The sequence below is a fragment of the Butyrivibrio sp. INlla21 genome (assembly GCF_900116875.1).
Classification (GTDB): Bacteria; Bacillota; Clostridia; order Lachnospirales; family Lachnospiraceae; genus Butyrivibrio.
In genome coordinates, this window is record NZ_FPCC01000011.1 from 55,411 (window position 1) to 78,967 (window position 23,557).

Consider the following 23,557-nt stretch of genomic DNA (forward strand, 5'->3'; position numbering starts at 1 on the left):
TTCTTTCTGCTTCTATTTATCAGCTATATCTTGGCTATCATAAAAATAGAATAATCCCAAAAAGACTAGTGTCGGAATCGTTAAAAACAACTGCACACGCAATGATGATATAAAGGACAATATCATATATTTACCAACTATTGCTCCTATAATTTTTACTATGATACTAAAGAATATAAGCAAAGCAGGAGCGATAAATATAAATTTAAACTTTCCTGTAGAAAGTCGCTCTCCCTTTATTCCGTAATGGCTGACAATTCGAAAAAGCAAGACATATGCCAATCCAACCATAAATGCTCCAACTGTGAAAGCAATATAAAAGATGATCTCACCGGATTCCGCCGTAATATTCCTTACCAGTACAACCATCATTCTAACCAGATTAATAACCGAAGACAGAACAAATCCTCCGTACACAAACTGTGAAAATCTATATTTTCTTATCAGCAATATTGATATGACAAGAAGAAGCGGTAATATTCCATCCAATATAAACATTATGGAATACAGTGCCGCCATAACGCTTGAAAAAGCAATTAACCCATCCATTTTTATAGCTTCGAATGATGTGATTAACGATGCAAAAAATCCATAAACCGAAAATATCTCCGCCAGGACATTGAAAAGAACCGCCTTTGACGAAAACTGTCTTTTTGTACTGTCTGTCTTGTCCGGTAGGATATTCGCATGTATCAAAGCTATGATCGGAGTTACCAATCCATAAAAGAAAAATCCGATCTTAGCTCCGTAATAGCCTTTATTGTTCACTATATTCATTGCGATAAAAGCCAGCAGAAAAGCTACTGCCAAGCTTATAAATTTAAGGATCATTAATCTATTTCCTCCAAATAGTTTTCATACAGTAAAAATAATTATTTCTACAGATTGTCCCGTAAATAATGCTCATAAACTCGAATCAATTCATCAATATCAACATTCTTCTCTTCAACGTAAGGTTTTGATAACATTTCCCCATCTTTTTTTGTGTATACAACCCTTACCTTCGGCGCTGACACCTCATTTCTATCTAGCTGTTTCCTGCATACATATTGTTCGATTCCTAACCATCCCGGAAGCAATCCCAGTCCATACTCAATTTCAATCTTTCCATCTATAATATTATTAACTAACCACTCTGTAGGAATCTTAGACAATCCGGTGTCATAATCCACATAACACATTACATAGAAAATATCTGTCAATTCTTCTTCATCTACTTTTTTTGCCATATCCCCATAACTATTCGGCTGAAAATCCATTCTATATTTTTGAGGATCACTTGTAATTATATGACTATAATCAGCATGTTCCGCCTTATAGAATCTCCAATCTTCACCGAATTGTACAATCTTACACGTATAGCGGTATTCATTTCCTTTATATTTTGCTATCATATTCATGGCTGTATTATACCTTTTTACTCACACGCATTACGGTTCTTCTTTAAGATGTATACCATTTTAACTTGTCTTGATATATGCTCTCTGCTCTTCTAACCTTCTCCACTAATAAGTCACATGCCTCTTCTTCAGTGGCTACAACTTTAGAATATCTAGGCATTCCTCTTTCAGATTCCGTTATGAAAATGCGATATCTTCCGTCCTCTAACTTATGTATTCCAAATACATCTGTACAGTTATGCCATTCATTATTACTATAAACCACTTCTCCTTTAACATATTCTTTTACGGTACCATCCATGTGTACCTTCAGTAAATCCTCTTTCTCTAACACCTCTTCTAATTCAGGAATATTCATTTTGGATTCCTCTTAACTAATGAATCTTTTTACTTTTTATTTTTTTCTGTATACCATTGCAATGATTTTTTATATATTCTGTCCTTTCTTCTAATCATCTCTAATAAATCTTCACATGCCTCTTCTTCAGTCCCGTACATACTAGTGTAATCAGATATTCCTCTTTCAGAGTCATTTATAAAAGTATAATATAACCCCTCATCAGACTTAACTATTCCGAATACATCTGTATATTTTTGCCATTCGCCATTTTTATATATCACTTCGCCTTTCACATATTTTTTAACGGTACCATCCATATGTATCTCAAGCAAATCTTCTTTCTTTAATGTCTCCTCTAATTCAGGAATATTCATTTTTAATTCCTCTTAACTAATGAATCTTTTTACTTTATATTTTTTCCCCAATCCTCCAGAGCAAAGAATTTCCGCTTACTTTTATAAATTTTTCCACCAATATTCTCTATATACACGAATTAACTCATCAATATCTACCCTTTTTTCATCTACTACTGGTTCGCTATACTTTATCCCATCCTTTTTGGTATATACATATTGCAGCTTTGACGATTTAATGTCATCTTTATCAATTAGATTAAAGCTCGTATATTTGTCACATGCACTCCATCCCGGAAGATGTCCCAGTCCATATTCAACCTTAATTTTTTCATCAATGATATCTTGAACTATCCATTCTGTCGGAATGCTTGGTAAGTCTGTATCATATCCGACAATATACTCAATATAAAAAATATCCGAAAGACTCTGTTCATCAATTTTCATATACATTATGTCGTTTCGTTTAATGAATCCAGACAGTTGTTTTTCAAGTCTTCTGGTTGATAAATAGCTCTTCCCACAATTTATTGCCACATTATGATTCCAATCAATCTTCTCTTTCTCACAAGAATAGTTATAAAAATTCCCTTTGTATTTTGCTATCATCATCATTTCTAATCTTCCTTCTTAATTAAGGACCATAAAATGACCTTCTATATCGTCCCAGCAACCAATCATTATTTCTTTTCCGGAAGGTTCGATTCTAAAAATCGCTCCTCCGGATATTTCAATCCCAAGTTGATTAAGTGTCTCATCATATTTCATAGAGCAATTAAATTCCGGAATTAAATGCTCGCTACTTGCGGTGAATCCTGTTCCTGTACATGGAGGTTTATTATATTCATTAACCTTTGAATACATGTTATTAGTAAAAGATGCGTAGGTCGTAAACCTCAACACATACAAATCCTCGCCTTTCTCAATGGCCTTAACATAATCATTTCCATCATATGCCCCCGGTAAACTTTTGTTCTCTACATAGTAATCCAGTCTGACATTTTTAAAAGCCTCTTCCAGATTATTTGCAAAAGGAGCCAAATCAGCTGCCCTGTACACATCCCCCGTAACATTGGTTTTTCCTCTATAAAGGTATTCCTCAACTTGGTACGGTGATAAGACTTTTTGTAGAATTGTTTTACCATCAATCATTGGTATTGTTTTTCTGAAATTATATATTTTTTCACTAAGGCTTTGTTGATTCAAAGAATTATCAATATCCATTACATGTACCCCGCTTACTTTGGCTATTTAAAAAGACCTAAATTCATATGGAACAACTAAATATTATCCCTTAAATAATGATTATAAATACTAATCATTTCCTCTATATCAACCGCTCTTTCTTCTACATATGGTTCTTTAAGCATGTTTCCGTTCTTCTTGGTGTAAATAAACCTCACCTTTGGTGAAGATACTTCGTCTTTACCAAGTAGTTTACTGCACACATACTGATCAACACCATTCCACCCCGGCAACAACCCTAATCCATATTCAATTTCGATTTTTCCATCTATAATGTTATTTACTAGCCACTCGGTTGGAATTTTAGCCAATCCGGTGTCATAGTTTATAAAGCAGTTAACATAAAAAATATCGCTTAGCTCTTCTTCTGCTATTTTTTTTCCCATTTCCCCAAAGCTATCTGGTAGAAAATCTTCCTTACTTTTTCTTGCGTCGTTGGTAACTATTCGACTGAAATCAGCATGTTCAGCTCTGTAATACCTCCAATCTTGAGCAAATTTTAGATATTTACAGGTATAGCTGTATTCAACTCCCCTGTATATGGCTATCATATTCATTTTTCACCTTCTCCTTATGAAATAAGCTTAAAAGCCTTCTCTCCGCGGGACATATATCCCAGTAACGTTTCTGTCCCGTCCGGACTTATCTTATAGATAGCCCCTTCCGAAATCATCTGGCCAGCTGAATTATACGATAAATCAGGATTCATCGAAAGTGTATACTCTGGTATTATGTGTTCATTACTGCCAAGAACTCCAGTTCCGGTACACGGGTGACCGCTATGTATATCCTGTCTTACGTACATATCACTTGTCGGAGGATTATCTGTTTTAAATCTTATCACATACATATCCTCTCCATTTTCGATGGCCTCCATAAAATTATTACCATCATATATATCTGGGCTACCTGCGCAATAATCTAACCTTGCGCTCTCTACCGCCTGTTCAAGGTTATTACTATAAGGTGTGATATCCGCTGCTCGTGACACACAGCCTGTAACGTTTGTCTTTCCATCGTATAAATAATTATCCTTCTGCTTCGGATTTATTATCTTTTGCCAAACCGTGTCCGCATCCGTTTCTATTCCACTTCTTTGCTCTGCAAGGTCAGCAAGTATTTGTTTCTGTTCATATGAATTTGTATTATATCTTATGTCATCATATGCTATAGATCCATCTAAGTTTTCTTTAAACTTACATGTTGTTGCGCTGTTGGCTTTTAAATAGGCAGCACGCTCGTCTGCTGTAAATTGTCCCTCAAAACTATCCTTAGCAAGAAAATTGTCACCTCTGTAAATACTATTTATTTCTTGCGCTTCAGTTTCTAACTCCGCGCCGGATGAACTAAGCTCTGTATTATGAATAAATGTTCTGTTTGAATCACCAAGTGCTTTTGCGTCTTCAATTCTTCTCGCTTGGATAAGTGCTGCTCTATCTTCTCTAGCCATATCACCAAGAACATTTTGAGCATCCGATGTCTCCATCTTAAGAAGAATTTGTGCCGACTCGGTCAGGTCTCCTTCCGCGCTTCTTGGCAAGGATTTTACAAACCAATTTTTTATGACACTTTCTTGCTTAGCCACAGGCAAAGAATCATATACTTTTTCAGCCACACTATAGTCAAACCTTGACATAACTTCTGCAGCTTCGTCAGCATCCAATCCTTTTACCAGCAATTTTAATTCTTTTTCATCCAGATTCTTAAGATACATTGAAGTATCTTCAACCTCTCTAAACGCCCTGGCCATATCATCTGCCTGGCTGGACATCCTTGCCCCTTTACCAAGGTTATATAGTCTGGCAACCTCTCCCCTTCCTGATGCTGTAAGAAGCGTTTTTCCTGCCCTAAATCCGCATGAGAACAAAAGGTTTAGTCCAAACTCTTTTCCGGCCTCTTTCATGACATCTTCAAATGACATGCCATTAAGATAGTTTTCTGCTGCGTTGGGAATAATAAATAGTACTGTGGGCAGCACTTGCTCCATACTTATCTCTGCTATTGTTGTACCTATCTTGGTCGATATTTCATAAGCTACAAGTTCATCGCCAACGCACTGGGCAACAACAGGTGTTAGCTCCGAAGCTATTCCGTCAGCCATAGCTCCCGTAGCTCCTGCCGCTTCAAGCAACTCTCCGCCAACCCACATAAGAACCAGATCCATTCCGATCTTTCCCATGAGGTATCCGCCTTCAGAGAATCCCTCTGCCTGTGTATACTCTCTTGAAGTGTAACTGTGCTTGTAATCAATATACTCCTGATACGTTTCATCGCCCCAGTTAATCTTCTTTTCTATGATATATCCAATATCTCCAAACGCCTTAAATATGCTGGCCGCACCATGATATACTGCATCTAAAGTATGCAGTTCATTACTCCATGTCGACTGGTCAAGAACATATGCTGTATTCTTAGCTTCTTTTGCGGCTATATATAGCATGTCCTCTTCGTTTCCACGCTTGAAGGCTGCATAGTCAATATCCATGTTCTGATGTCTTGCACCGACTATATATGAAGTATTCTCATAGTATTTAATATAACACTTGGAAACCTCTGAAAGAGCTTCATATTCTTCCTGTGTCATTACCTGATTATAACAGTTTCTGGTTATATATTTCTGAACCTTTTGTTTCTCTTCTTCCGTGAGAGATTCATAAGCTTCTTTTCTGCCCTCAAAGAAATGGTCATCATCATATTTCTTTAGCTTGTCAGATATTCTGACCATTTCTTCATTAAAGCCTGTTGCTTCATCTATATAGTAGCTGGCTTCAGCCATGTTGGCTTCGCCAACCCTACCTATCATGTAGTTTCTATGGTCTTCATCAAGAACTATATTCAGCTTTCCGTATGACATATGCTGATCTTTACTCATATCCTGCCAATCAGCATAAAACAGATCGGGATGCTTTGCCTGCATGACCATTAAATAAGCCAACTGATGCTTCTCATCTTTAAACCATGCCTCCCTAACGCTGGAAGGAATAGAATTAGATCCATCCGCCATCTTCTCCGCCATATATAGATCGCTTTCGAAAGCGGGATCATAATCTTCGCTGTTCTGATATGAATAATAAAGAACTTTAGTAGAAAGCTCTTCCAGCGCATCTTCGCACAGAGGCCAGTATCCTGCAAGCATTTTTGAGTTTCCGGAGCCAAATGACGAATAGAGATTGATAAGCTCATTCATACATGCTGCATTACAAGGATTATATGCACTGTCAGCTTTTTTCTTAACCAGATCCACATACTCTTTGACATTATCTTTTGCATCTTGAGACAACAGATTAACATCAACAGAAAAAGCTCTATTATAATCACCATATGATGAAATCGTCTCATCAAGACATTCCATGTCATGAGTGTTCTTTGCATCACAAAGAAAAAGAGCAAGTCTTGCATGGCTCATGCCGAGCTCTTCCTGATGCTTATATAAACATGGATTCATCTCAGCGTTTTTATCTATATAATTAAGACACCTTTTATAATCAACCAGATATGCAAATGACTGTCCGGATACATACTCATTTATTGCATCAAACGAATCTTTATACTGGTCATAATAGTTTTGGTAACTCTTGGTCTGCTTTTCGTCTTTACCTTTAGCGCATGCTAAATTTAGCGACATCGAGGTCGCCGCTCTGTCATGCTCTACTCTTACTTTAAAATAGACTCCACTCTCTCGTGTCCCGTATACGAACTCAAAATCCTTGTTACCGTTCGGAGTATGGTTATCTGCAAGATCGTACAATTCATAGTTCATGCATGATAATCCAGAAATCATTTTTCCGGCATAGCTATCACTGCCCATCATCTTCTTCAGTTCTTTTCCTGCAGCCGACAATGTAAGCGTTCTTGTTCCCTTATCGTCCGGATTCTGTGTATCCATACTGGTGGCAACAGCCGCCCTATCTTCAATCGCAATACAACCGGTCAGTCCTCTCTCTACATGATCTCTGTACTGTCTAGCAAGGGGGCTTAAGTCGTCATCATAATATTCTTCCCAATGCCTCGCATTGTATTCTATAATATGCTTTACTGCCCACTTTTCATCATCTGAAAGATTCTCCCAATCTTCCATCTTATCTTCATATACGTATCTATCGGCAGCATCGCTATATACAGTAAATTCCCTTAAAAGAGTATCTTTAGTTGCATCTCCGGTAAAAAAGAAATCATCCTCTTCTCCAAACTCTGTTTTCCAGAGCCAGTCACATAGATGCTGAGGATCTGCTATGTTATACGGAAGATCAAACGGGGTTCCGAGATATGTGATGTTTAAGTCCGCATGATCTTTCATGCTCGTACTGAGAGCCTGAAGTTTTTGATAAAACGGCCTGTCTATATGCACCGCTACATCTTCTTGTACTGTTGATGTAAAGTCAACGAGGTTAGTTCTCCTTTCCTCCATATCTGTTACATCTGCTTCTGTATATGCCTTGTCTATATGCCCCAGATCAAGAAAATCTATACCTGAGCTGTCTATGTCATCATTTGCTTCGTCCACGATCTCCAAGATCCTATTGTAATAATCGTCAAGTCTCTGCATCCAATAGTTGTCATAGGCTTCGTTTCTTGTTGTCCACTCGTCTCTATGAGATTTAAAGATCTGAGATTCACATTCAATGGCAGCTGTGCTGGTACTACTTGTATATCCACCACTCTGGTATCCACTTCCATTATATCCACCGGGATGATATCCGGTTGCATATCCATTTCTTGAATGTCCTCCACCTACATCTGTTCCTTCTATATTCCCCATTGCATCTCCTTTTCCATGCTTCTTCTTTCTTAATGCCTAACATATATACATGAGCCATTTCTCACCCCATAGTCTTTTACTTGCTTCTCTCCGCGCAAAAGGACTATAGGGTTCTCAACTCTTAAAAAACATTCCTTTGGATCATCCATATTTATTCCCAGATCAAATCCTTTATTCAATCCGTAGATAAGCTCATTAGCAGAGATATTAAGAGGAATCTCTACATCCAGCCCCTTATCTTCTCTATTTCTTTTTAATATTACTATTGCTTTTTCATCACTATTCATGATAATTCCAGGCCTCGCTTTTATAACACTGCTTCCGCTGTTTTTCTGTAATGCCCTAATTTTCTCAGTTTCTTCAGATCATATGTACGATCATACTTTACAGTTTCCGAAACCGCGACATCTTCATACTCATTTACTTTTTCATCTGAATCATTGTGATGTACAATTATTTTCTCGGTATCAAGGCCATCCAAAACAGATAAAAACTGCGTAATTCTTGTATCATTTGGTGCATCCTGCGTCACGATCACTACCCTTTGCTCAGTAGAAATACTTTGTACTATACTGCTATTTATAACCGGTTCATGCTCCAAAACGATATAATCATAACCACCTCTTGAAGCAATTACCGTAGCAAGTTTACATAGTTCTTCCGGTTCAACATGGTAATAAAACAAACTCTTTTCAAATGCCGGTAAATAATCAAACTCTCCATGTACAATTTGTTCATTTACATAATCGTATGTAGATGTCGTAAGATTAACAAGTGCCTCAGCAAGCTTCTTATCCGCATACTCTGCGGACTCAAATAATCCACCCAATCTCTCATAAAAATTCTGTGTGTTTTCAGCATCGATATACAATACTTTTCTGTGGAGTTGAGACAGTTTTAATGCTATTCCCAAAGCAGCAATTGTTTTCCCGCATCCTCCAAAAGGAGATACTACTCCGACTATTTTACATTGTCTTTTCTTTGAATCATCGTTACGCTTGAGCACCTCATCACCAAGCACATTGATAATCGCCGTCGTGCCTTCATATTTCCTGATCGCATTACCTTTATTGGATTCATCGGATATAATAAAACATTTGTCAGCAATTCTTTCAGACGGATATTTATCCTGCATCTGCTCATCTATTATCAAAGTATCAATTCGTCTGGGCTTGGTTATTGACTCTTGGTAATATTTTTCATCGGTTATAAATTCTAAAAAAACATCATCATTCACTGCCGCCGCAAGCCTTCCGGCAATTCTATTTATATATTCAATGTCCATACATACTATTTGAATAACTTTTTTGGCCATGTTTTTGCTCCACCTATTACTTTATCTCTACCGTAAATTCCATATCTGAAAACATTACCCTGTCCCCGTTTGTAAGCGGTTTTAATTCATCCGGCGAAAGCCTCTGCCCGTTTAAAAAAGTTCCATTCGTACTATTTGTATCTTTTATATAGAATGCTCCTTTTATCAAGGATATAAGGCAGTGTTCTCTACTTATGGAAGAGTTAAAAGAAATCGTTCCCTCAAGCTCATTGCTACTACCAATACGATATTCATTAGCGCTATCATAAAGGCTAAAATGTCCGTATGTCCCATTGTACCTAAGAACAAGCTCCGTTGCATCGGTTCCGATATCTGATGTTTCATTCGTAACCTCGTTTTCTCTGGAGCCCAGAAAATCGTATATATTGTCGGATTTTACTTTTCCCACATTTCCGGTCAATCGCTCTACGAATTCAATACATCGTTTCATCCATGTTACATTACGCTCAGCAGTTTCTTTTGCTGTTTTTGACTCAAACGGCGCTACTATAAACTTCGCACCATGCTCTTTTGCGCTATAATAGATATAATTCTCATCAAGTACTATATAATTTCTCTCCAAGAATTCGCTATTATCGACTATCCTCAGTACTTCACCCAATGCACTTAAAATGAGTTTCTTGTTTTCTTCCAGTCTGTTTTCATCTACTCCATCTGTTAGTATCAGCTCTTCTGAAGGGTAGATTATCTGATTCTTCCCGTTCATGCTCACCGATACCGGCTTTATTAGATTTGTAGTTTCCGCATTCTTAAGTGCCTTTATTCCAAGCGAAGATTCTCTTTCTCCTTCTTGAGGCAAAATAACAATATACGACTCATAGGATTCGATTTTCATCTTATGCTTCCTTCCATATAGGGGTTCTTATCTTCATTAGCTCGCCTTCTTTGTTAAGATAAGCCTCTCCCGGTTTAAGTGCTTTTCTGTTGGCTCTCTGGAACGCTACAGGCACTTCAACGACCTTGAGGTTGCCAAGATTTTCATACATGAGAATGTTCTTATATCCTGTAACCAACTTAACCAATTCAGGAGCACCAAACATTATAGGAGAATTTGAAAGATCAGTAAGAATAATGGCCACCTTCATCCTGCTATACTTATTTACAATATCTCTGTACTTCTGAATATGTACAGTGTCTGCATTAAGCTGTCCATAATATTCCGATGATCCTATCATCATAACGATCATTGGCTCTTTATCTATAGCCGCTGCTCCTCCGGACATAACTCTTGATGCTCTTTCTTCCAATTTCGAAGCAATCAGCTCAACAGATCGATTCATTTCTCCGGAATCAATAGTATATGTCATAACACTCTTTAGGCTATTGCATCCATCAAGAAGTCTTTCATATGTATCCAGAATATGAATCTCAACAGGTGCATTCTTGCTATTTGCATCAAGCGTTCTGACTATATAATTCAAATAATTCTTTCTTCCCGTATGTCTCTGCCTTCCTGCTATCGCAACCATGTTGTCGACCATAAGATTCATGTATACAGGATAAGTATCTGCATAATTTAGACCAAACAGCAAACTATACGGCTTGGGCTCGTGTCCCATATAATTTTCCCAGACAAACGTCTCTTCATACTCGTCAGGAACAACAGGTATTCCACGCGTTTTCTTTTCTCCGTATTTTCCATTAACTTCTGTAATAAACGCTTTTATTTTCTCAATTCTTTCAAGTTCTCTTTCAGCCTCAAACGGTTGATAAACCTGACATTCATAGTAATCGCGATCGACCAGCACAACTGCTCTTCCCGAATTTGAATCAGGACGAAGCTTACACTTGTTTATCATTATGCTGTAATCCATATCCTCGTTACTATTCATCGCAACTCTTCTTGAACATGACGACAGAATCTTCATTCCATATGCAAGAGCCTGCTGAGCTGTAACTATCACACATATGCCCATGGAATTACCTTCTCTGCATATGTCGACAAACAGATCAACATATTCACTATACATCTCTTTGAAAGCTGCATAGTTCTCAAGCATAAGCACAATCTGTGGAAGATCTCTTTTTCCGGATTCTCTGTAAGAACTGTATGAACTTACACCCATCTCTGATAAAAGCTCTTTTCTCTTATTTATCTCCATGTAGAGCATCTTGAGAAGATTCTTTATCTTTTCCGGTTCATCTGCCGTTGCAACTCCTCCAACATGTTTCAGGTTGGTGAAATTGATCATAACCATAGATGCAAGATCCATAATATAAAAGATTACATCTTCCGGTGAATAATTCTGTGCAACACTTTTGATAATAGTTTGAAGAAGCGTTGTCTTTCCACTCTGTGATGCGCCGGATATAGCAACGTTCTCCTGCGTCAAGTTAATATATGATTTAGGTTGAGACTGCTTCGCAGGATTATCCATAACACCGATATTTACAACAATATCGCTTGTTTCATTCTCATCATTTGATGTTTCCGGAAACGGAATGACTTCAGCTAACGGAGGAAGACAAACCGGCGACAATTTAGCGATTCCTCTTTCTTCGCAGTGCTCTTCTATTCTCTTTACAAGAGCATCTAGCTGTGTCTCTCCACTATCCTCAACATCATATCCCTGTCTGTAAACAATTGCTCTAGCACCGTCCAGACCAACCATCTCTATTGAATATTTTGCACTTTCATCCATTCCCTCAATCTGAGTATGCGCTCCACTATATCCGGACTGAAAAAGCTCAAATATTTCATTGTTTCCAACCTGAAGATATGCTCTTCCCGGTTCTTTTATTTCAGCTGCCAAAGGAGACTTTAACACCTCATTACTGTCTCTCTTTTCTTGCACCTTAAGACAAAGCTTAAACCTTGAGTTACTCCAAATCTGATCATTTACGACTCCGGCAGGTTTCTGTGTTGCAAGAATAAGATGTACTCCGAGGCTTCGACCAATTCTCGCAGTACTGATAAGCTCTTTCATAAATTCAGGCTGCTCACTCTTTAACTCTGCAAACTCATCGACGATCAGTATCAAATGAGGAAGCGGAATCTCCGCTACGTTGTCCTTATATAACTTTATGTATTCATCTATATGATTTACTTCATACTTCGCAAACAGCTCCTGTCTCTTCAAGAGCTCCGCCTTAATAGAACTAAGAGATCTGTTGATCTGCTTACCATCAATATTGGTAATTGTTCCATTCATATGAGGAAGATTCTTAAACTGATTGGCCATTCCTCCGCCCTTAAAGTCAATAATGATAAATCCGACTTCATAAGGGTGAAAAAGAGTAGAAAGTGACAATATATATGACTGAATAATCTCCGATTTACCTGAACCTGTAGTTCCCGCTACAAGTCCATGCGGTCCGTGGGCTTTTTCGTGAATATCCAATGATATTAGGGACCCATCACACTTTACTCCTAAAGGCGCCGCCATACTTTCGTATATTCGTGAATTATTCCATCTCTCTTCCAGATTAAGATCATAAGCATTAAAAATATCCAATATTTCGTAAAGGCTTATATTCTTAACAAGTCTGTTCTCAAGACTCATCTCATCTACATATACGCCCGCAATCTTCTCAGCTGCTTTTCTTACTCTGTTATCATCAAGTTCCGTATAGACAAAGGTTTGCTTCTCTGTACCGTCTTCTGCTTTTTGCAAAAAACCGCTATTATTATTGGCATCAAGAAATACTCTCTCATTACAATCATGATTGAGCATCTCCTCATTTTCTTCAAAAAACACAAAACAAGCACCCAAGTTGCGTGCTTTTTTAACGTAATCATTAATAGGATGTCCGCTGATCATTTCGGATCTGTAAACCATGATTACTATGTCACTAAATCTTGAGTTCTTATCTTCGTTTTGTTCTCTTCTCGAGATAAGATTATACAAATATTCCTGACCGGTTTTCTTACTGTCCTCATCATAGATAAACAATCTTTTTCCGGATGCTTCGTCATAAGTGTTCTTGAACCATCTGATCCAAGAAATTTTCTCTACATCTTCAGAATCGGCTATAACAAATATTTGCACGTCTTTATAGAAATGTTGCGCCGCCAAACTTATAACCAGGTTTTTCATAAATGAATATAACCTGTCTCTTTTTCCTATGACACCAACGGCATTATCATCCCTTAGATTTAGCATGACCGGTATGTCTTCTATATATTCATAAGCATTATGGATCTTCTCGGGATAGTTCATAAACTCATCTTCTGTTTCAAAACACTCATTCTGGTTATATCCCACTTGATTGAGTGACTTAACTGTCCCCTGTCCAATATTTACACACATATAATCTTCATGCCCAATTTCTTTTTCAAAAAGGCGAGCATCAAAATTCTCTATGCATTCGAGGGATTCTTCCGAAGACAATTCCATTTTATTCAGAATAATCTTCTCCTCGGTTCTTGCTTCTTCAATCTTTTTTATTTTCTCATCAATATAATTGTTATATTTCTCTTCTCTTTCTTTTATATCTTTCTTATATTTTTTGCGCGCATTTATAAATCTAATAATTGATACGATAACGCCACTAAACATAAAAAAGATCATATAATAAATATAAAAAGAGTTGCTCCTCATAACGAGCCTAAGCACCATCATTCCACCCATGCTTATAAACATAGGAAGCATACTTAAAATATATGATTTTGTAGGCTCATTTGGCTTCTTGCTTGGAGGGATTACCTTTAATTGATTATTAGGAACCTTGTATCGAACCCTCATGCTACGTATAAATCTGGGAAATTCAAAAACGTTGTTAGATTCCCTGATTGCGTATTTTCTTAGTTTGGATTCAATTTTATCGTTATCGGATGTATAAAGATTATCCCCGTCAATAAAAAAAACGTGATTGCAAATCGAAAAGAAATCTCCGTTTTTAAGCGCCACCTTGGATTCTTTTATAAACGCACCGTTGACACATATTCCATATCTTGAATTGGAAGCATCGATATCATACATACCTTTTCTAAGATGTGAAAAAACAATATGGTCCTCTCCTATCATCTCATCTTCAATATGTATATCCGCATTCGAAACGCCACCTATTACATAGTTCTTTCCGATTGGTGTTTCAATGCATTCCAAATAGTTTTCACTATTATTCTCAAATTCAAAAGAAAAGTCCAGAAACAAAAAAGGAGTTCCGGTACTCTTATAATGCACTATGACTCTCTCGCCAGGCACAAGCACCGTTACTTCCTCTTTGATTCCAGGATTATCATCACATGAAAAATAAACATCGCCATCACATGAAGCGATGTACTTTTCTCCGGACTGCTTTATATCAATTTTAAAATCTGAAAAAAAACCTCTTCGTTTAAGAAATATCTGACAATCTTTCAGGGTTCCGACAGATATTCCATTAAGTTTTTCATTTAAAACTACTTCCTTATTTATCTTGTTGCCATATATCGATAACTTATAATCCATCTTCACTATCAATTAACCTCTGCCACACCGCTTTTTGCATCATCAGATGCTGAAGTATCTGAACTTTTAAACGTCGATGTCATTCGTTGCGTAAAAAGATCCAACGCGTTATAGACATACGCAAGATTTTTAGAGGCGTTATCAAAATCCGAAAATGCACCATAGATCATATACGTCCAATGTCCATCATATACTTGTTCCGTAAGACATTCTTTCATATTACCCATACTTGTGGTTATGGATTCAATAGCGCTCTTGCTATCAGCAAACTCTCCTCCAAGAGTAGTCATATCATTTTCATTAATTACTATATTCCCGCTGTTTGCCATTTTTACCTCACAATCTTATGAAAGCTTTTGTACTGCAGTCGATTCATCAACAAAAGCATCTGTATTGGAAATCAGGTCTTTTACAGCACTGTTAAGATTCATATAATCAAGAGAATAGTTTGCAAGATATGAATCTACCTGTGAAAGAATCAATTTACTTGCCTCGTATGCACTACCTTCCCAAGTCCCTTTATTCATGGTGGTATTAGCAGTTGACTTATGTTCTTCCAATTCCAAAAGTTTTTCCATAATACTCTTATGCTCAGTATTATATGTTTCCAATTGTGTTTCATCTACTTTTACAAGTTCAAACATTTTTTATTTACCATCCCTAATGTTGATAATCCTCTGCGTCCATAACAGTATATTCTTCTTCTTCATAGTAATATAGTTCGTTTTCAATAAGATAGTCTATATGTTCAGAAAGCTTATCTATTATCTCTCCTATCTTCTCTACTATTGTTTCTGCTCCGCTGTGTAGAGATTCTATCTTTTCAAATTCAGTATCTCTGTATGGCAGATATCTATCTTCATAGTATATCCCGGATAAATTTTCTGTTTCTACACTAACAATTTCATAGCAATCATCACTGCTTAGACCTGCAGCATCTTTCAGATTAACTATGCTTGCTTGCTTTTTGCCAAGCTTCTCCATTAGATTCTGGCATTTTGTTATTTTTTCTCTTACACTGGCATGTTCTTTTTTTACTGTTCTAGTTTCTGTATGCATAATCTGTTCTCTTTTTTAATCTGCCCCGGATATTGTCCGGGGCAGTATTCTGAATCATTGAACCGGACTCTGTACCTGTACCAAATCTGAAGATGCCTCGCTGAGAGCTGCATCTGTCTTTCCTAATCTCTCTGCCATCACATAAAGATTGGCTGAAGCTTCGTTGAGTTTTGATGAGTATGACTGCATTGCTGCATATACGCCCTGCTGATCACCGCCACCATTCCACAAATTAAGAAGTGTTGTAGGCGCTTCCTCACCCTTAACTCCTGAAGAAGCAAGCATCTCTATCCAGCCGCCTAATGTGTCAATGTTATTCTTAAGACTTGTAGCAAGTCCTGTGTACTCATCGCCAATTCCGACGAGACCTTCTCGGGTATAAATTATATCTGCCATTTTTTCTCTCTCCTTTCCTTATTACACCCCTGCACTATATCCTGACCACAACTCAGAATTCTGAGTATCGGTATTAGCGTATGTAGTTTCTACAAGCTCTACCCACTCTTTGAATTTCTGAACACAAAGTGATAGTGCGTTGGCATCCTCCGCAAAATTATCGATCTCAAGTCTGTAGGTATTGAGCGAATCAGATTCCCACACTCCTGATGTTCTTTCTTTTACATCGAGTATACCGTTTACTGTTGCTGTTAGATCTCCTGATACAGTTTCGAATTGTTCCTTAATTGAATTAAGAACGCCTGCATCAAATCCATACTGTCCTTCTGTTGGCATTTTTACTTTCTCCTTTTATTTTTTTATTACTAAAAACGCACCTGCGCTTTATAGCCTTGTTTTATTCTTGATAATGCTGTTGAACTACATTATCAGATTCTATATTCAAACTCTTCATCAGCAAGAACTATAGTGTCCCCATCAGAAAGTTTTACTGGATTACCTTCTATTACTCTTTTTCCGTTAACGACTGTTCCATTAGTTGAATTACAATCATCTATGTAAACTCCGTCTACTTTGGAAATAATCTTTGCATGCATCCTACTTATTGCACCATTATCGTTAATACAAAAATCAACATGAAGTGCATCTTTTCCGATAATGAATGGCGATTTCGAGATCAATTCGTTCTTTTTATTTGATTTCCTTATCAGGGATCCGGATATTATATTTGCTTTATTCATCTCTCCCGATCCAAGAACGGTTGTACCATCGCCTCCAATTGCACCAAGGACACTTGTTCCCATGCTGCCTGACGTACTTTTCTTTTCCGGCGCATGTGCCATTTTGCCCGAAGCAAATGATCTGACTTGTTGCTTTTCGATCTCTTTTTCTTTTTTAGCTTTTGATTGATTATCATTAAGCTTCTTCTTGTCCAAAGTGGTCTTTACTATATATGCAATTACTACAATAAATAAAACAACACATAGGATAATGGGAATAATCAGCAATAAACTGATTTTCTTTTCAGGCTGCACTGTCGGAGGTGTTACCGGTTCTACTGAAATCGCGGTACTTGCTTCCTCTGTTGCCGCTAAATCATCCTTTGTCAACTTAATATACTCAAGTCCTAATGCATCAAGAACTTTAATAAGAACCGTTGAATCGATTGCGCATGAATATGTTCCGTCTTTCTCAAGGTTGTTCATACCGATGACATTTCCATCGGCATTCACAAGCGGGCCTCCGCAGTTATTGGTTCCTACTTCTGCATCGTGCTGTATTCTTTGTATATCATTTATTGATGTCAGGTTAACTATATCGCCTGTGGACATCGCAACTCTATCGTTGGAATAATACTTCTCATTATCCTTGTAGATTACTGCATCCGGAAGTCCCAATGCATATACCTTATCTGCGACTGCATAAGGAAGGTCTCCTGTTTTACCATCCGAAGAAGTGTATATTGCAAGTGGTGTCCTTGTATGAATCGGCTGAGAGAGTTTTATTACGGTAAGATCAAGTTCTGAGCTTGTAGTTAATATAGTTGCATCAACTGTGACATCGCTTTCCGCAACAACTTGTACTTCAAATTTGGCGTTTTCATATTCCCCGTCTTTTTTCTTCTTTATTCCGAGATATTTATACGCATTTGCTTTTTCATCTTTACCAAGTGTAATGTTGCTTGCACAAGTTATAACGTATTCAGTCTTATCTTCGTATCCGATAAGAAATCCTGTTCCGCCTTTTACTATGTGTACATCTTCGTTATCATCTATGTACACGTAATTGACCTGGACAACACCATTTCTGGCACCGTCAACATCGCTTACATTGGAGGTGGGAACCTCTTTATCTTCTTCCTCTTCCTCTTCTGAATCAGCTGAATTTCCACTGTCCGCCGACCCTTCCAAAACAGATTCGATATCAATTTCTTCTGTTTCTTCCTCCGAAGCAACTGCAATGATCGGATTTACGAAGATCATGAGTGCTAATGCAATTGGCAAAAGTTTCAATAGTTTTTTCATTGTTCTCTCCCAGCTTATTTATTTCTTTGCTGTTTTATATTATTAATACAACTCAAATCTCAATTTTGTTGCACATCAATTTATTATTTAACAATACTTCGACCTTCTATCTTTCCTGTCTCTGCATTTATCTCAAAACTCCTTCCATAAAAATCGGAAGCGTATATTTTATCTTCCTTAAGTCCCATCTGTTCGTATGGTAGAAGATTCTTTAATTCCGGATATTTACAAGCAATATCCTCTGATCGCCAATTCACCTTTGCTTCTGCGTCCAAACAATAGATATTATTAATCTCTTTGCTATTAAAAGGTATTGTCAGTAATACAATATAGTTTTCTTTGTATTGAATCACTGTTCTGATTTCAAATTCAAACTCATATACATTACCATTGATTTCAATATGATTCTTTTTGTGTTGATACATTTTGCTCTCCTTCAAACACAGCTAATCGATTATTCTCTTATATATTTTGGAAGTATTTTATCAGCAAACCACACTTTTTCATTGCCATAATAAAAATTACACTCCTTCATTCCATGCTTGCTCAGCATCAATTTCTATCAATAACTCTATATATGGTACGGAGCTTATGATCGTGTCCTCTTGTATATGTACTACTATTTAACTCTCTTCAAATTTTGAAATAAAATTCTCCAGCATCATTTTTTCAATATTTCCAGCTTTTTTTATCCTATCTTTTGCCATCTGAATAATATACGGATTTTGTTTAATAAATGAATGCCCTATTTCATTGTCATAAGAACGTAATGTATCAACACACATTTCAAACAGTTCTTCGTCTTGCACTTGCAATAATTTACAGATAACATTTAATTCTTTTTCAATTAATTGATTGTCTATGCAATATATTAGCTTCTTTTGCCATTCTTTATCTTTAGCTTGGATTTCTTTAGTAAGTAATTCCCAATCTTTATCCGTAAAATCATTCAAAATATCTTGTGCAAGTAAATAGCCATCATCATTCCATGCATCATCTGTCGTACTTTGACCTAACAATTCATCTAATTCCTCGTACATATCATCCCTTCTTTCTCTTAAAATCCGCTTGGATAAGGGGCGTTAACTTTTCCAGTTGGATATCCGCTCGTAACATTATCTCCAATTTTAATCACTTCAACTTCAACACCATTTATAATTTGTCGATGAAGTGTAGCCCCATCTCTCATCCTTGTTGCTAACACAGGTGAATCTCCCGTAACCCTGACTGCATCAATGATCTCAGAGTCAGTCCATGTATCCGGAAAAATCGTACTTCTTTTGATTTTTGAAATATTTCCATCGGGAAAGGCTTTTATAAATTTAATACTTTTTGTCCCATCAGCATTCACTGATAATACTTCTACAGCAAAAGAAGGATTGTCATTACTTATCTTGGGTGAATGTCCCCCAATAACCTTGTTCTTAGCTGGATCAGCCCTCTGTCCTTCGAGTATTTTTTCTTCCATCTCTTTTGAGATAATAGTTGTATTTCCATTACTCTGTACTTCCAGCAATCTTTCATTGGTAAAGTTTCCAACCCTTTGTCCCATAAGATCATACTGGGTTCCGCCTCCGGCGCCCCAGCCCTCTAAAGGATTAGCTTCACCAACTCTTAGATGAGTACCAGCTTCAAGCTCAACATCGCATATATATTTAGGAGTATTAGGTAATGCAAATTTCTCCTGTATCTGAAGAGGCGTCAATCCTTCAATGTCCTCGGCTCTCATTATCCAGCCGCCACGCATTCCTGAACCACCGGGCATATTGTCGTATACCCTTACAAAAGTTGTATCTTCTGCAAGTTCTATTTCTTCAACTAGTGTTCCCGGCTTATACGGAGGTTTATAATTAGGATCAACATTCTCTACAAACCATTGATTTGTATTTTCTGCTTCGTATAAACGAACATCTCTATAACTATAAAGTGACTTTTCACTCTCAGATAATAATTTTACATTATTTACTAATTCTCCAGTCTCTTGGTTGAAATAGTTGGGATTGTCGAAGATTTCTTTATTGTTCAGATACATTGCTTCACTCGGAGGATTTTCCCAATGTGATAACTTTTCTCCGTCCCTCAAATATCCTTTTATATCTTCAACGTATTGCTCGTACTCGGGTATTGTTTCATACTGGCTTTCGTATAATTTCTCATAGAAATCATCTGTGTCATCTAATATGTTATCTAAATCATCAACCACTCTTAATGCATCATCAGCTTCGCCAGCCAATGAAGCCTCTTTTTCAAGAATAACAAACTCATCCTCAGCCATATTACCGAATAGTTTAGCTTGTCCTGCTTTTAAGGTAGAAGACAAAATGATATTAAATGCCTCTTGTTTGAACGCCTCTAACAATACATCTTTTAGCGGCATTCCATTAAGGTAATTATTGACACCATTAGGAATGACATAAAGAATAGTAGGCATAACCTGTTCCATTGCTACCCCTGCCACAAAAGCCGCTGCATTTTCAGACAATCCCAGTGACATGAGTCCTTCTGTGGTCGCTGCAGTAGCTCCGGCTGCCTCAAGTGCAGTTCCACCTGCCCACATTAGCACAAGATCCATACCAAATTGTCCGGCTACATATCCTAAAGGACAGAACTCTTTAGCCTGTTCGTATTCTCGAGTTTCAAGAGAATGCTTATAATCTAAGTATTCTTCATATGTTTCACATTCCTGATACAGATCACTACCTTTATCATCAATATTTTCCTTGACGCTACCAATAACCTTTTTTTCTAAAGCGTAATCAATATCATCAAAGTTCTTTTTGAGATTTGTTGCGCCATGATATACCGCATCCAATGTATGTACCACTTTGCCTGCCATCGACTCATCATGAACATACGCTGTGTTTTTTGCCTCTTTGGATACCAGATACAAGACATCATCTTCGTCTCTTCTTTTAAAAGCCCGATACTCAAGATAATCATGATCAAAAAATATATTAACTGCCAACAACGGATTTTCTGAAAGCTGCTTTGATTCATATTCCTGTTGAATCCTTGAAGAAAACGTTGCAAGCATTTCATACTGATCCTGCGTCATGATCTGAACTGTACTATAACGTGTTATATAATTCTTGACTATCTCTAGTTCCTCTTCTGTCAAGTAATTTTCTAACGGAACTTGTGTTACTCCCACATCGGAATCATTTATTGTGTGTGCTTCAATTTTTCTATGTATTGCACTTGCCTTAGCATTAAACCCTGATGACTCACCATAATAGTAATAGGCTTCTGCCCTATATTCTGCATCAACACTAGCCAGCATACTAAAGCTAACCTCTTCATTGACTGATGCACATATCCTACCAAAATGTCCACGCTGTTCATCACTCATGTCTTTCCAGTACGGATTAAACATGTCGGGATTCTTAATCTGCAACATTGCAAGATATGCCTGCTGATGTTTCTCGTCAGCAAGCCATGCTTCTCTGGCTTCTGTAGGAATAGATGTCTTTCCATCTATAAGCAATTCAGCCATTCTCAGCGCTGAGGCAAAATCAGGATCATAACCCTCGCTATTTTCATTTCCATAGTAATTATATACAAGATCTGTTCCTACATCTGTAAGCAGGTCCTTACATATAGGCCAGTACCCAGTAACCGACCTTGCACTTCCTTCCTGGAAATATGCATATAATCGAGTAATCTCCTGTCCGCAAGCAAGGTTATTGGGATCATATGGGCTGTAGGCCTTATTTTTTACTAGTTCCACATATTTTTGAATCTGTTCTTTTCCGGAATCTGAAAGCTTGGTTGCATCAACAGAAAACGCACTGCCGTAATATCCATTTGACGATATCATCTCGTCAATACATTCCATGTCCTCATGATTCTCAGATTCGACAAGAAAAAGCGCAAGCCTAGCATGAGTCATACCAAGCGCTTCTCCCTGATGGCTATATTTACCTGGGTGCATCTCCGCATTTTTATCTATATAGTTTAAGCACCTTCTATAGTCAGTATAAAACTGTGCATAGTCTTCAGATAACTTTGCGTTTATCTTATCAAAAGAATCTTTATTATTCTCATAAAAGATCTTTGCATTATCAGCCCCTACGCTAACCGGAGTAACAGCTACAGTCATGGTTGTTGCTGCTCTATCATGATCAAAAGTTATCGTTATATCCGCTCCGCTAAATCTATCACCGTAAGTAGCTTCATAGTTCCAAGCGTCTTCAAGGTCAACCTCTTCAGCCAGAGCTTTCAAATCAATTCTTACCACGGACGCTTTGTTTAATAGTTCCCATTCGTAGCTGTCCTTGTCGCACATTTCCATGAGCTCTGTTCCACCATCAGAGAATCTTTTGATTCTTTTTGCTTCAGTTTTAGGACTCCCATCCGGATAATACTCGGCCTGAACATTTTCAACTACAAAGCATGCGTTGATTATTCTGTTTGTATGGTTCTTATATTCCTGTGCGTACTTACTTGTCTCATTTCCATAGTATTCTTCCCAATGGCCGGCATTATATGACAAAAGATGCTTTATCGCCCACTTTTCATCATCTGAGAGATTCTCCCAGTCTTCCATCTTATCTTCATAGACGTATCTGTCGGCAGCATCGCTATATACAGTAAATTCTCTTAAAATAGTGTCTTTGGTAGCGTCTCCGGTAAAAAGGAAATCATCCTCTTCTCCAAACTCTGTTTTCCAGAGCCAGTCGCATAGATGCTGAGGGTCTGCTATGTTATACGGAAGATCAAACGGGGTTCCGAGATATGTGATGTTTAATTCCGCATGGTCTTTCATGCTAGTACTAAGAGCTTGAAGCTTTTGATAAAAAGGTCTGTCAATATGCGCTGCTACATCTTCTTGGACTGTTGATGTAAAATCAACGAGGTTAGTTCTCCTTTCCTCCATATCCGTTACATCAGCCGTTGAATATGCCTTGTCTATATGTCCAAGATCAAGAAAGTCTATACCTGAGCTATCTATGGCGTCATTTGCTTCGTCCACGATCTCCAAGATCCTATTGTAATAATCGTCAAGTCTCTGCATCCAATAGGAGTCATAGGCTTCGTTTCTTGTTGTCCACTCGTCTCTATGCGATTTAAAGGTCTGCGATTCACATTCAATGGCAGCTGTGCTGGTACTACTTGTATATCCACCACTCTGATATCCACTTCCATTATATCCACCGGGGTGATATCCAGTTGCATATCCGTTTCTTGAATGTCCTCCGCCTACATCTGTTCCTTCAACATTCCCCATTTATTTTATTCCTTCTGCTTTCCTT

General features: G+C 37.5%; 21 protein-coding genes. All 21 read right to left on the minus strand.

The window, feature by feature from the left end; translation table 11 throughout:
* Nucleotides 1-12: 12 nt before the first annotated feature.
* The 21 genes from BM377_RS08180 to BM377_RS16520 all read right to left on the minus strand — a co-directional run bounded on the left by BM377_RS08180 (nucleotide 13) and on the right by BM377_RS16520 (nucleotide 23,532).
* On the minus strand, nucleotides 13-831 hold the full coding sequence (locus BM377_RS08180) for a hypothetical protein (RefSeq protein ID WP_092246528.1): 819 nt from the start codon (nucleotides 829-831) through the stop codon (nucleotides 13-15).
* 47 nt (nucleotides 832-878) lie between these two features.
* Nucleotides 879-1,400, minus strand: coding sequence for a hypothetical protein (locus BM377_RS08185; RefSeq protein ID WP_092246531.1), 522 nt, complete (start codon nucleotides 1,398-1,400; stop codon nucleotides 879-881).
* A 43-nt stretch (nucleotides 1,401-1,443) separates the two neighbouring features.
* A complete protein-coding gene (locus BM377_RS08190) occupies nucleotides 1,444-1,758 on the minus strand; it encodes a hypothetical protein (RefSeq protein WP_092246534.1) in 315 nt (104 codons plus the stop codon).
* A gap of 29 nt (nucleotides 1,759-1,787) precedes the next feature.
* On the minus strand, nucleotides 1,788-2,114 hold the full coding sequence (locus tag BM377_RS08195) for a hypothetical protein (RefSeq protein ID WP_092246537.1): 327 nt from the start codon (nucleotides 2,112-2,114) through the stop codon (nucleotides 1,788-1,790).
* 81 nt (nucleotides 2,115-2,195) lie between these two features.
* Entirely contained in the window at nucleotides 2,196-2,708 is a 513-nt protein-coding gene (locus BM377_RS08200; protein WP_092246540.1) for a hypothetical protein, read from the minus strand.
* A 15-nt stretch (nucleotides 2,709-2,723) separates the two neighbouring features.
* The gene (locus BM377_RS08205; RefSeq protein WP_092246543.1) at nucleotides 2,724-3,317 is read right to left on the minus strand and encodes a hypothetical protein; all 594 of its coding nucleotides are present in this window, start codon (nucleotides 3,315-3,317) and stop codon (nucleotides 2,724-2,726) included.
* Nucleotides 3,318-3,373: 56 nt separating this feature from the next.
* Nucleotides 3,374-3,895, minus strand: coding sequence for a hypothetical protein (locus BM377_RS08210; protein ID WP_092246546.1), 522 nt, complete (start codon nucleotides 3,893-3,895; stop codon nucleotides 3,374-3,376).
* Nucleotides 3,896-3,909: 14 nt separating this feature from the next.
* Nucleotides 3,910-8,097, minus strand: coding sequence for a magnesium and cobalt transport protein CorA (locus BM377_RS08215; protein ID WP_092246549.1), 4,188 nt, complete (start codon nucleotides 8,095-8,097; stop codon nucleotides 3,910-3,912).
* Between the two features lie 29 nt (nucleotides 8,098-8,126).
* Complete coding sequence (locus BM377_RS08220) at nucleotides 8,127-8,384, minus strand: EsaB/YukD family protein (protein ID WP_092246552.1); 258 nt, start codon at nucleotides 8,382-8,384, stop codon at nucleotides 8,127-8,129.
* Nucleotides 8,385-8,404: 20 nt separating this feature from the next.
* Nucleotides 8,405-9,412: an AAA family ATPase gene (locus tag BM377_RS08225; RefSeq protein ID WP_092246555.1), complete on the minus strand. Its 1,008-nt coding sequence runs from the start codon at nucleotides 9,410-9,412 to the stop codon at nucleotides 8,405-8,407.
* 16 nt (nucleotides 9,413-9,428) lie between these two features.
* On the minus strand, nucleotides 9,429-10,268 hold the full coding sequence (locus BM377_RS08230) for an FHA domain-containing protein (RefSeq protein ID WP_092246558.1): 840 nt from the start codon (nucleotides 10,266-10,268) through the stop codon (nucleotides 9,429-9,431).
* Between the two features lies 1 nt (nucleotide 10,269).
* A complete protein-coding gene (essC, locus tag BM377_RS08235; RefSeq protein WP_092246561.1) occupies nucleotides 10,270-14,832 on the minus strand; it encodes a type VII secretion protein EssC in 4,563 nt (1,520 codons plus the stop codon).
* A gap of 2 nt (nucleotides 14,833-14,834) precedes the next feature.
* Nucleotides 14,835-15,155, minus strand: a complete 321-nt coding sequence (locus BM377_RS08240) for a hypothetical protein (protein WP_092246564.1) — start codon at nucleotides 15,153-15,155, stop codon at nucleotides 14,835-14,837.
* Nucleotides 15,156-15,170: 15 nt separating this feature from the next.
* Nucleotides 15,171-15,404, minus strand: a complete 234-nt coding sequence (locus tag BM377_RS08245) for a hypothetical protein (RefSeq protein ID WP_143104486.1) — start codon at nucleotides 15,402-15,404, stop codon at nucleotides 15,171-15,173.
* A gap of 82 nt (nucleotides 15,405-15,486) precedes the next feature.
* Nucleotides 15,487-15,885 (minus strand): hypothetical protein, encoded by a 399-nt coding sequence (locus BM377_RS08250; protein WP_092246569.1) that lies wholly within the window; start codon nucleotides 15,883-15,885, stop codon nucleotides 15,487-15,489.
* A gap of 54 nt (nucleotides 15,886-15,939) precedes the next feature.
* On the minus strand, nucleotides 15,940-16,281 hold the full coding sequence (locus tag BM377_RS08255; RefSeq protein ID WP_092246571.1) for a hypothetical protein: 342 nt from the start codon (nucleotides 16,279-16,281) through the stop codon (nucleotides 15,940-15,942).
* A 21-nt stretch (nucleotides 16,282-16,302) separates the two neighbouring features.
* A complete protein-coding gene (locus BM377_RS08260; RefSeq protein ID WP_092246573.1) occupies nucleotides 16,303-16,617 on the minus strand; it encodes a WXG100 family type VII secretion target in 315 nt (104 codons plus the stop codon).
* 92 nt (nucleotides 16,618-16,709) lie between these two features.
* On the minus strand, nucleotides 16,710-18,305 hold the full coding sequence (locus BM377_RS08265) for an FHA domain-containing protein (RefSeq protein WP_092246575.1): 1,596 nt from the start codon (nucleotides 18,303-18,305) through the stop codon (nucleotides 16,710-16,712).
* 83 nt (nucleotides 18,306-18,388) lie between these two features.
* A complete protein-coding gene (locus BM377_RS08270) occupies nucleotides 18,389-18,730 on the minus strand; it encodes a DUF7957 family protein (protein ID WP_092246577.1) in 342 nt (113 codons plus the stop codon).
* Nucleotides 18,731-18,928: 198 nt separating this feature from the next.
* Nucleotides 18,929-19,345, minus strand: a complete 417-nt coding sequence (locus BM377_RS08275) for a hypothetical protein (RefSeq protein ID WP_092246579.1) — start codon at nucleotides 19,343-19,345, stop codon at nucleotides 18,929-18,931.
* A gap of 17 nt (nucleotides 19,346-19,362) precedes the next feature.
* Nucleotides 19,363-23,532 carry an EndoU domain-containing protein gene (locus tag BM377_RS16520; RefSeq protein WP_242948129.1) on the minus strand — a complete coding sequence of 1,390 codons (4,170 nt, stop codon included), beginning with the start codon at nucleotides 23,530-23,532 and terminating at the stop codon, nucleotides 19,363-19,365.
* Nucleotides 23,533-23,557: the final 25 nt, after the last annotated feature.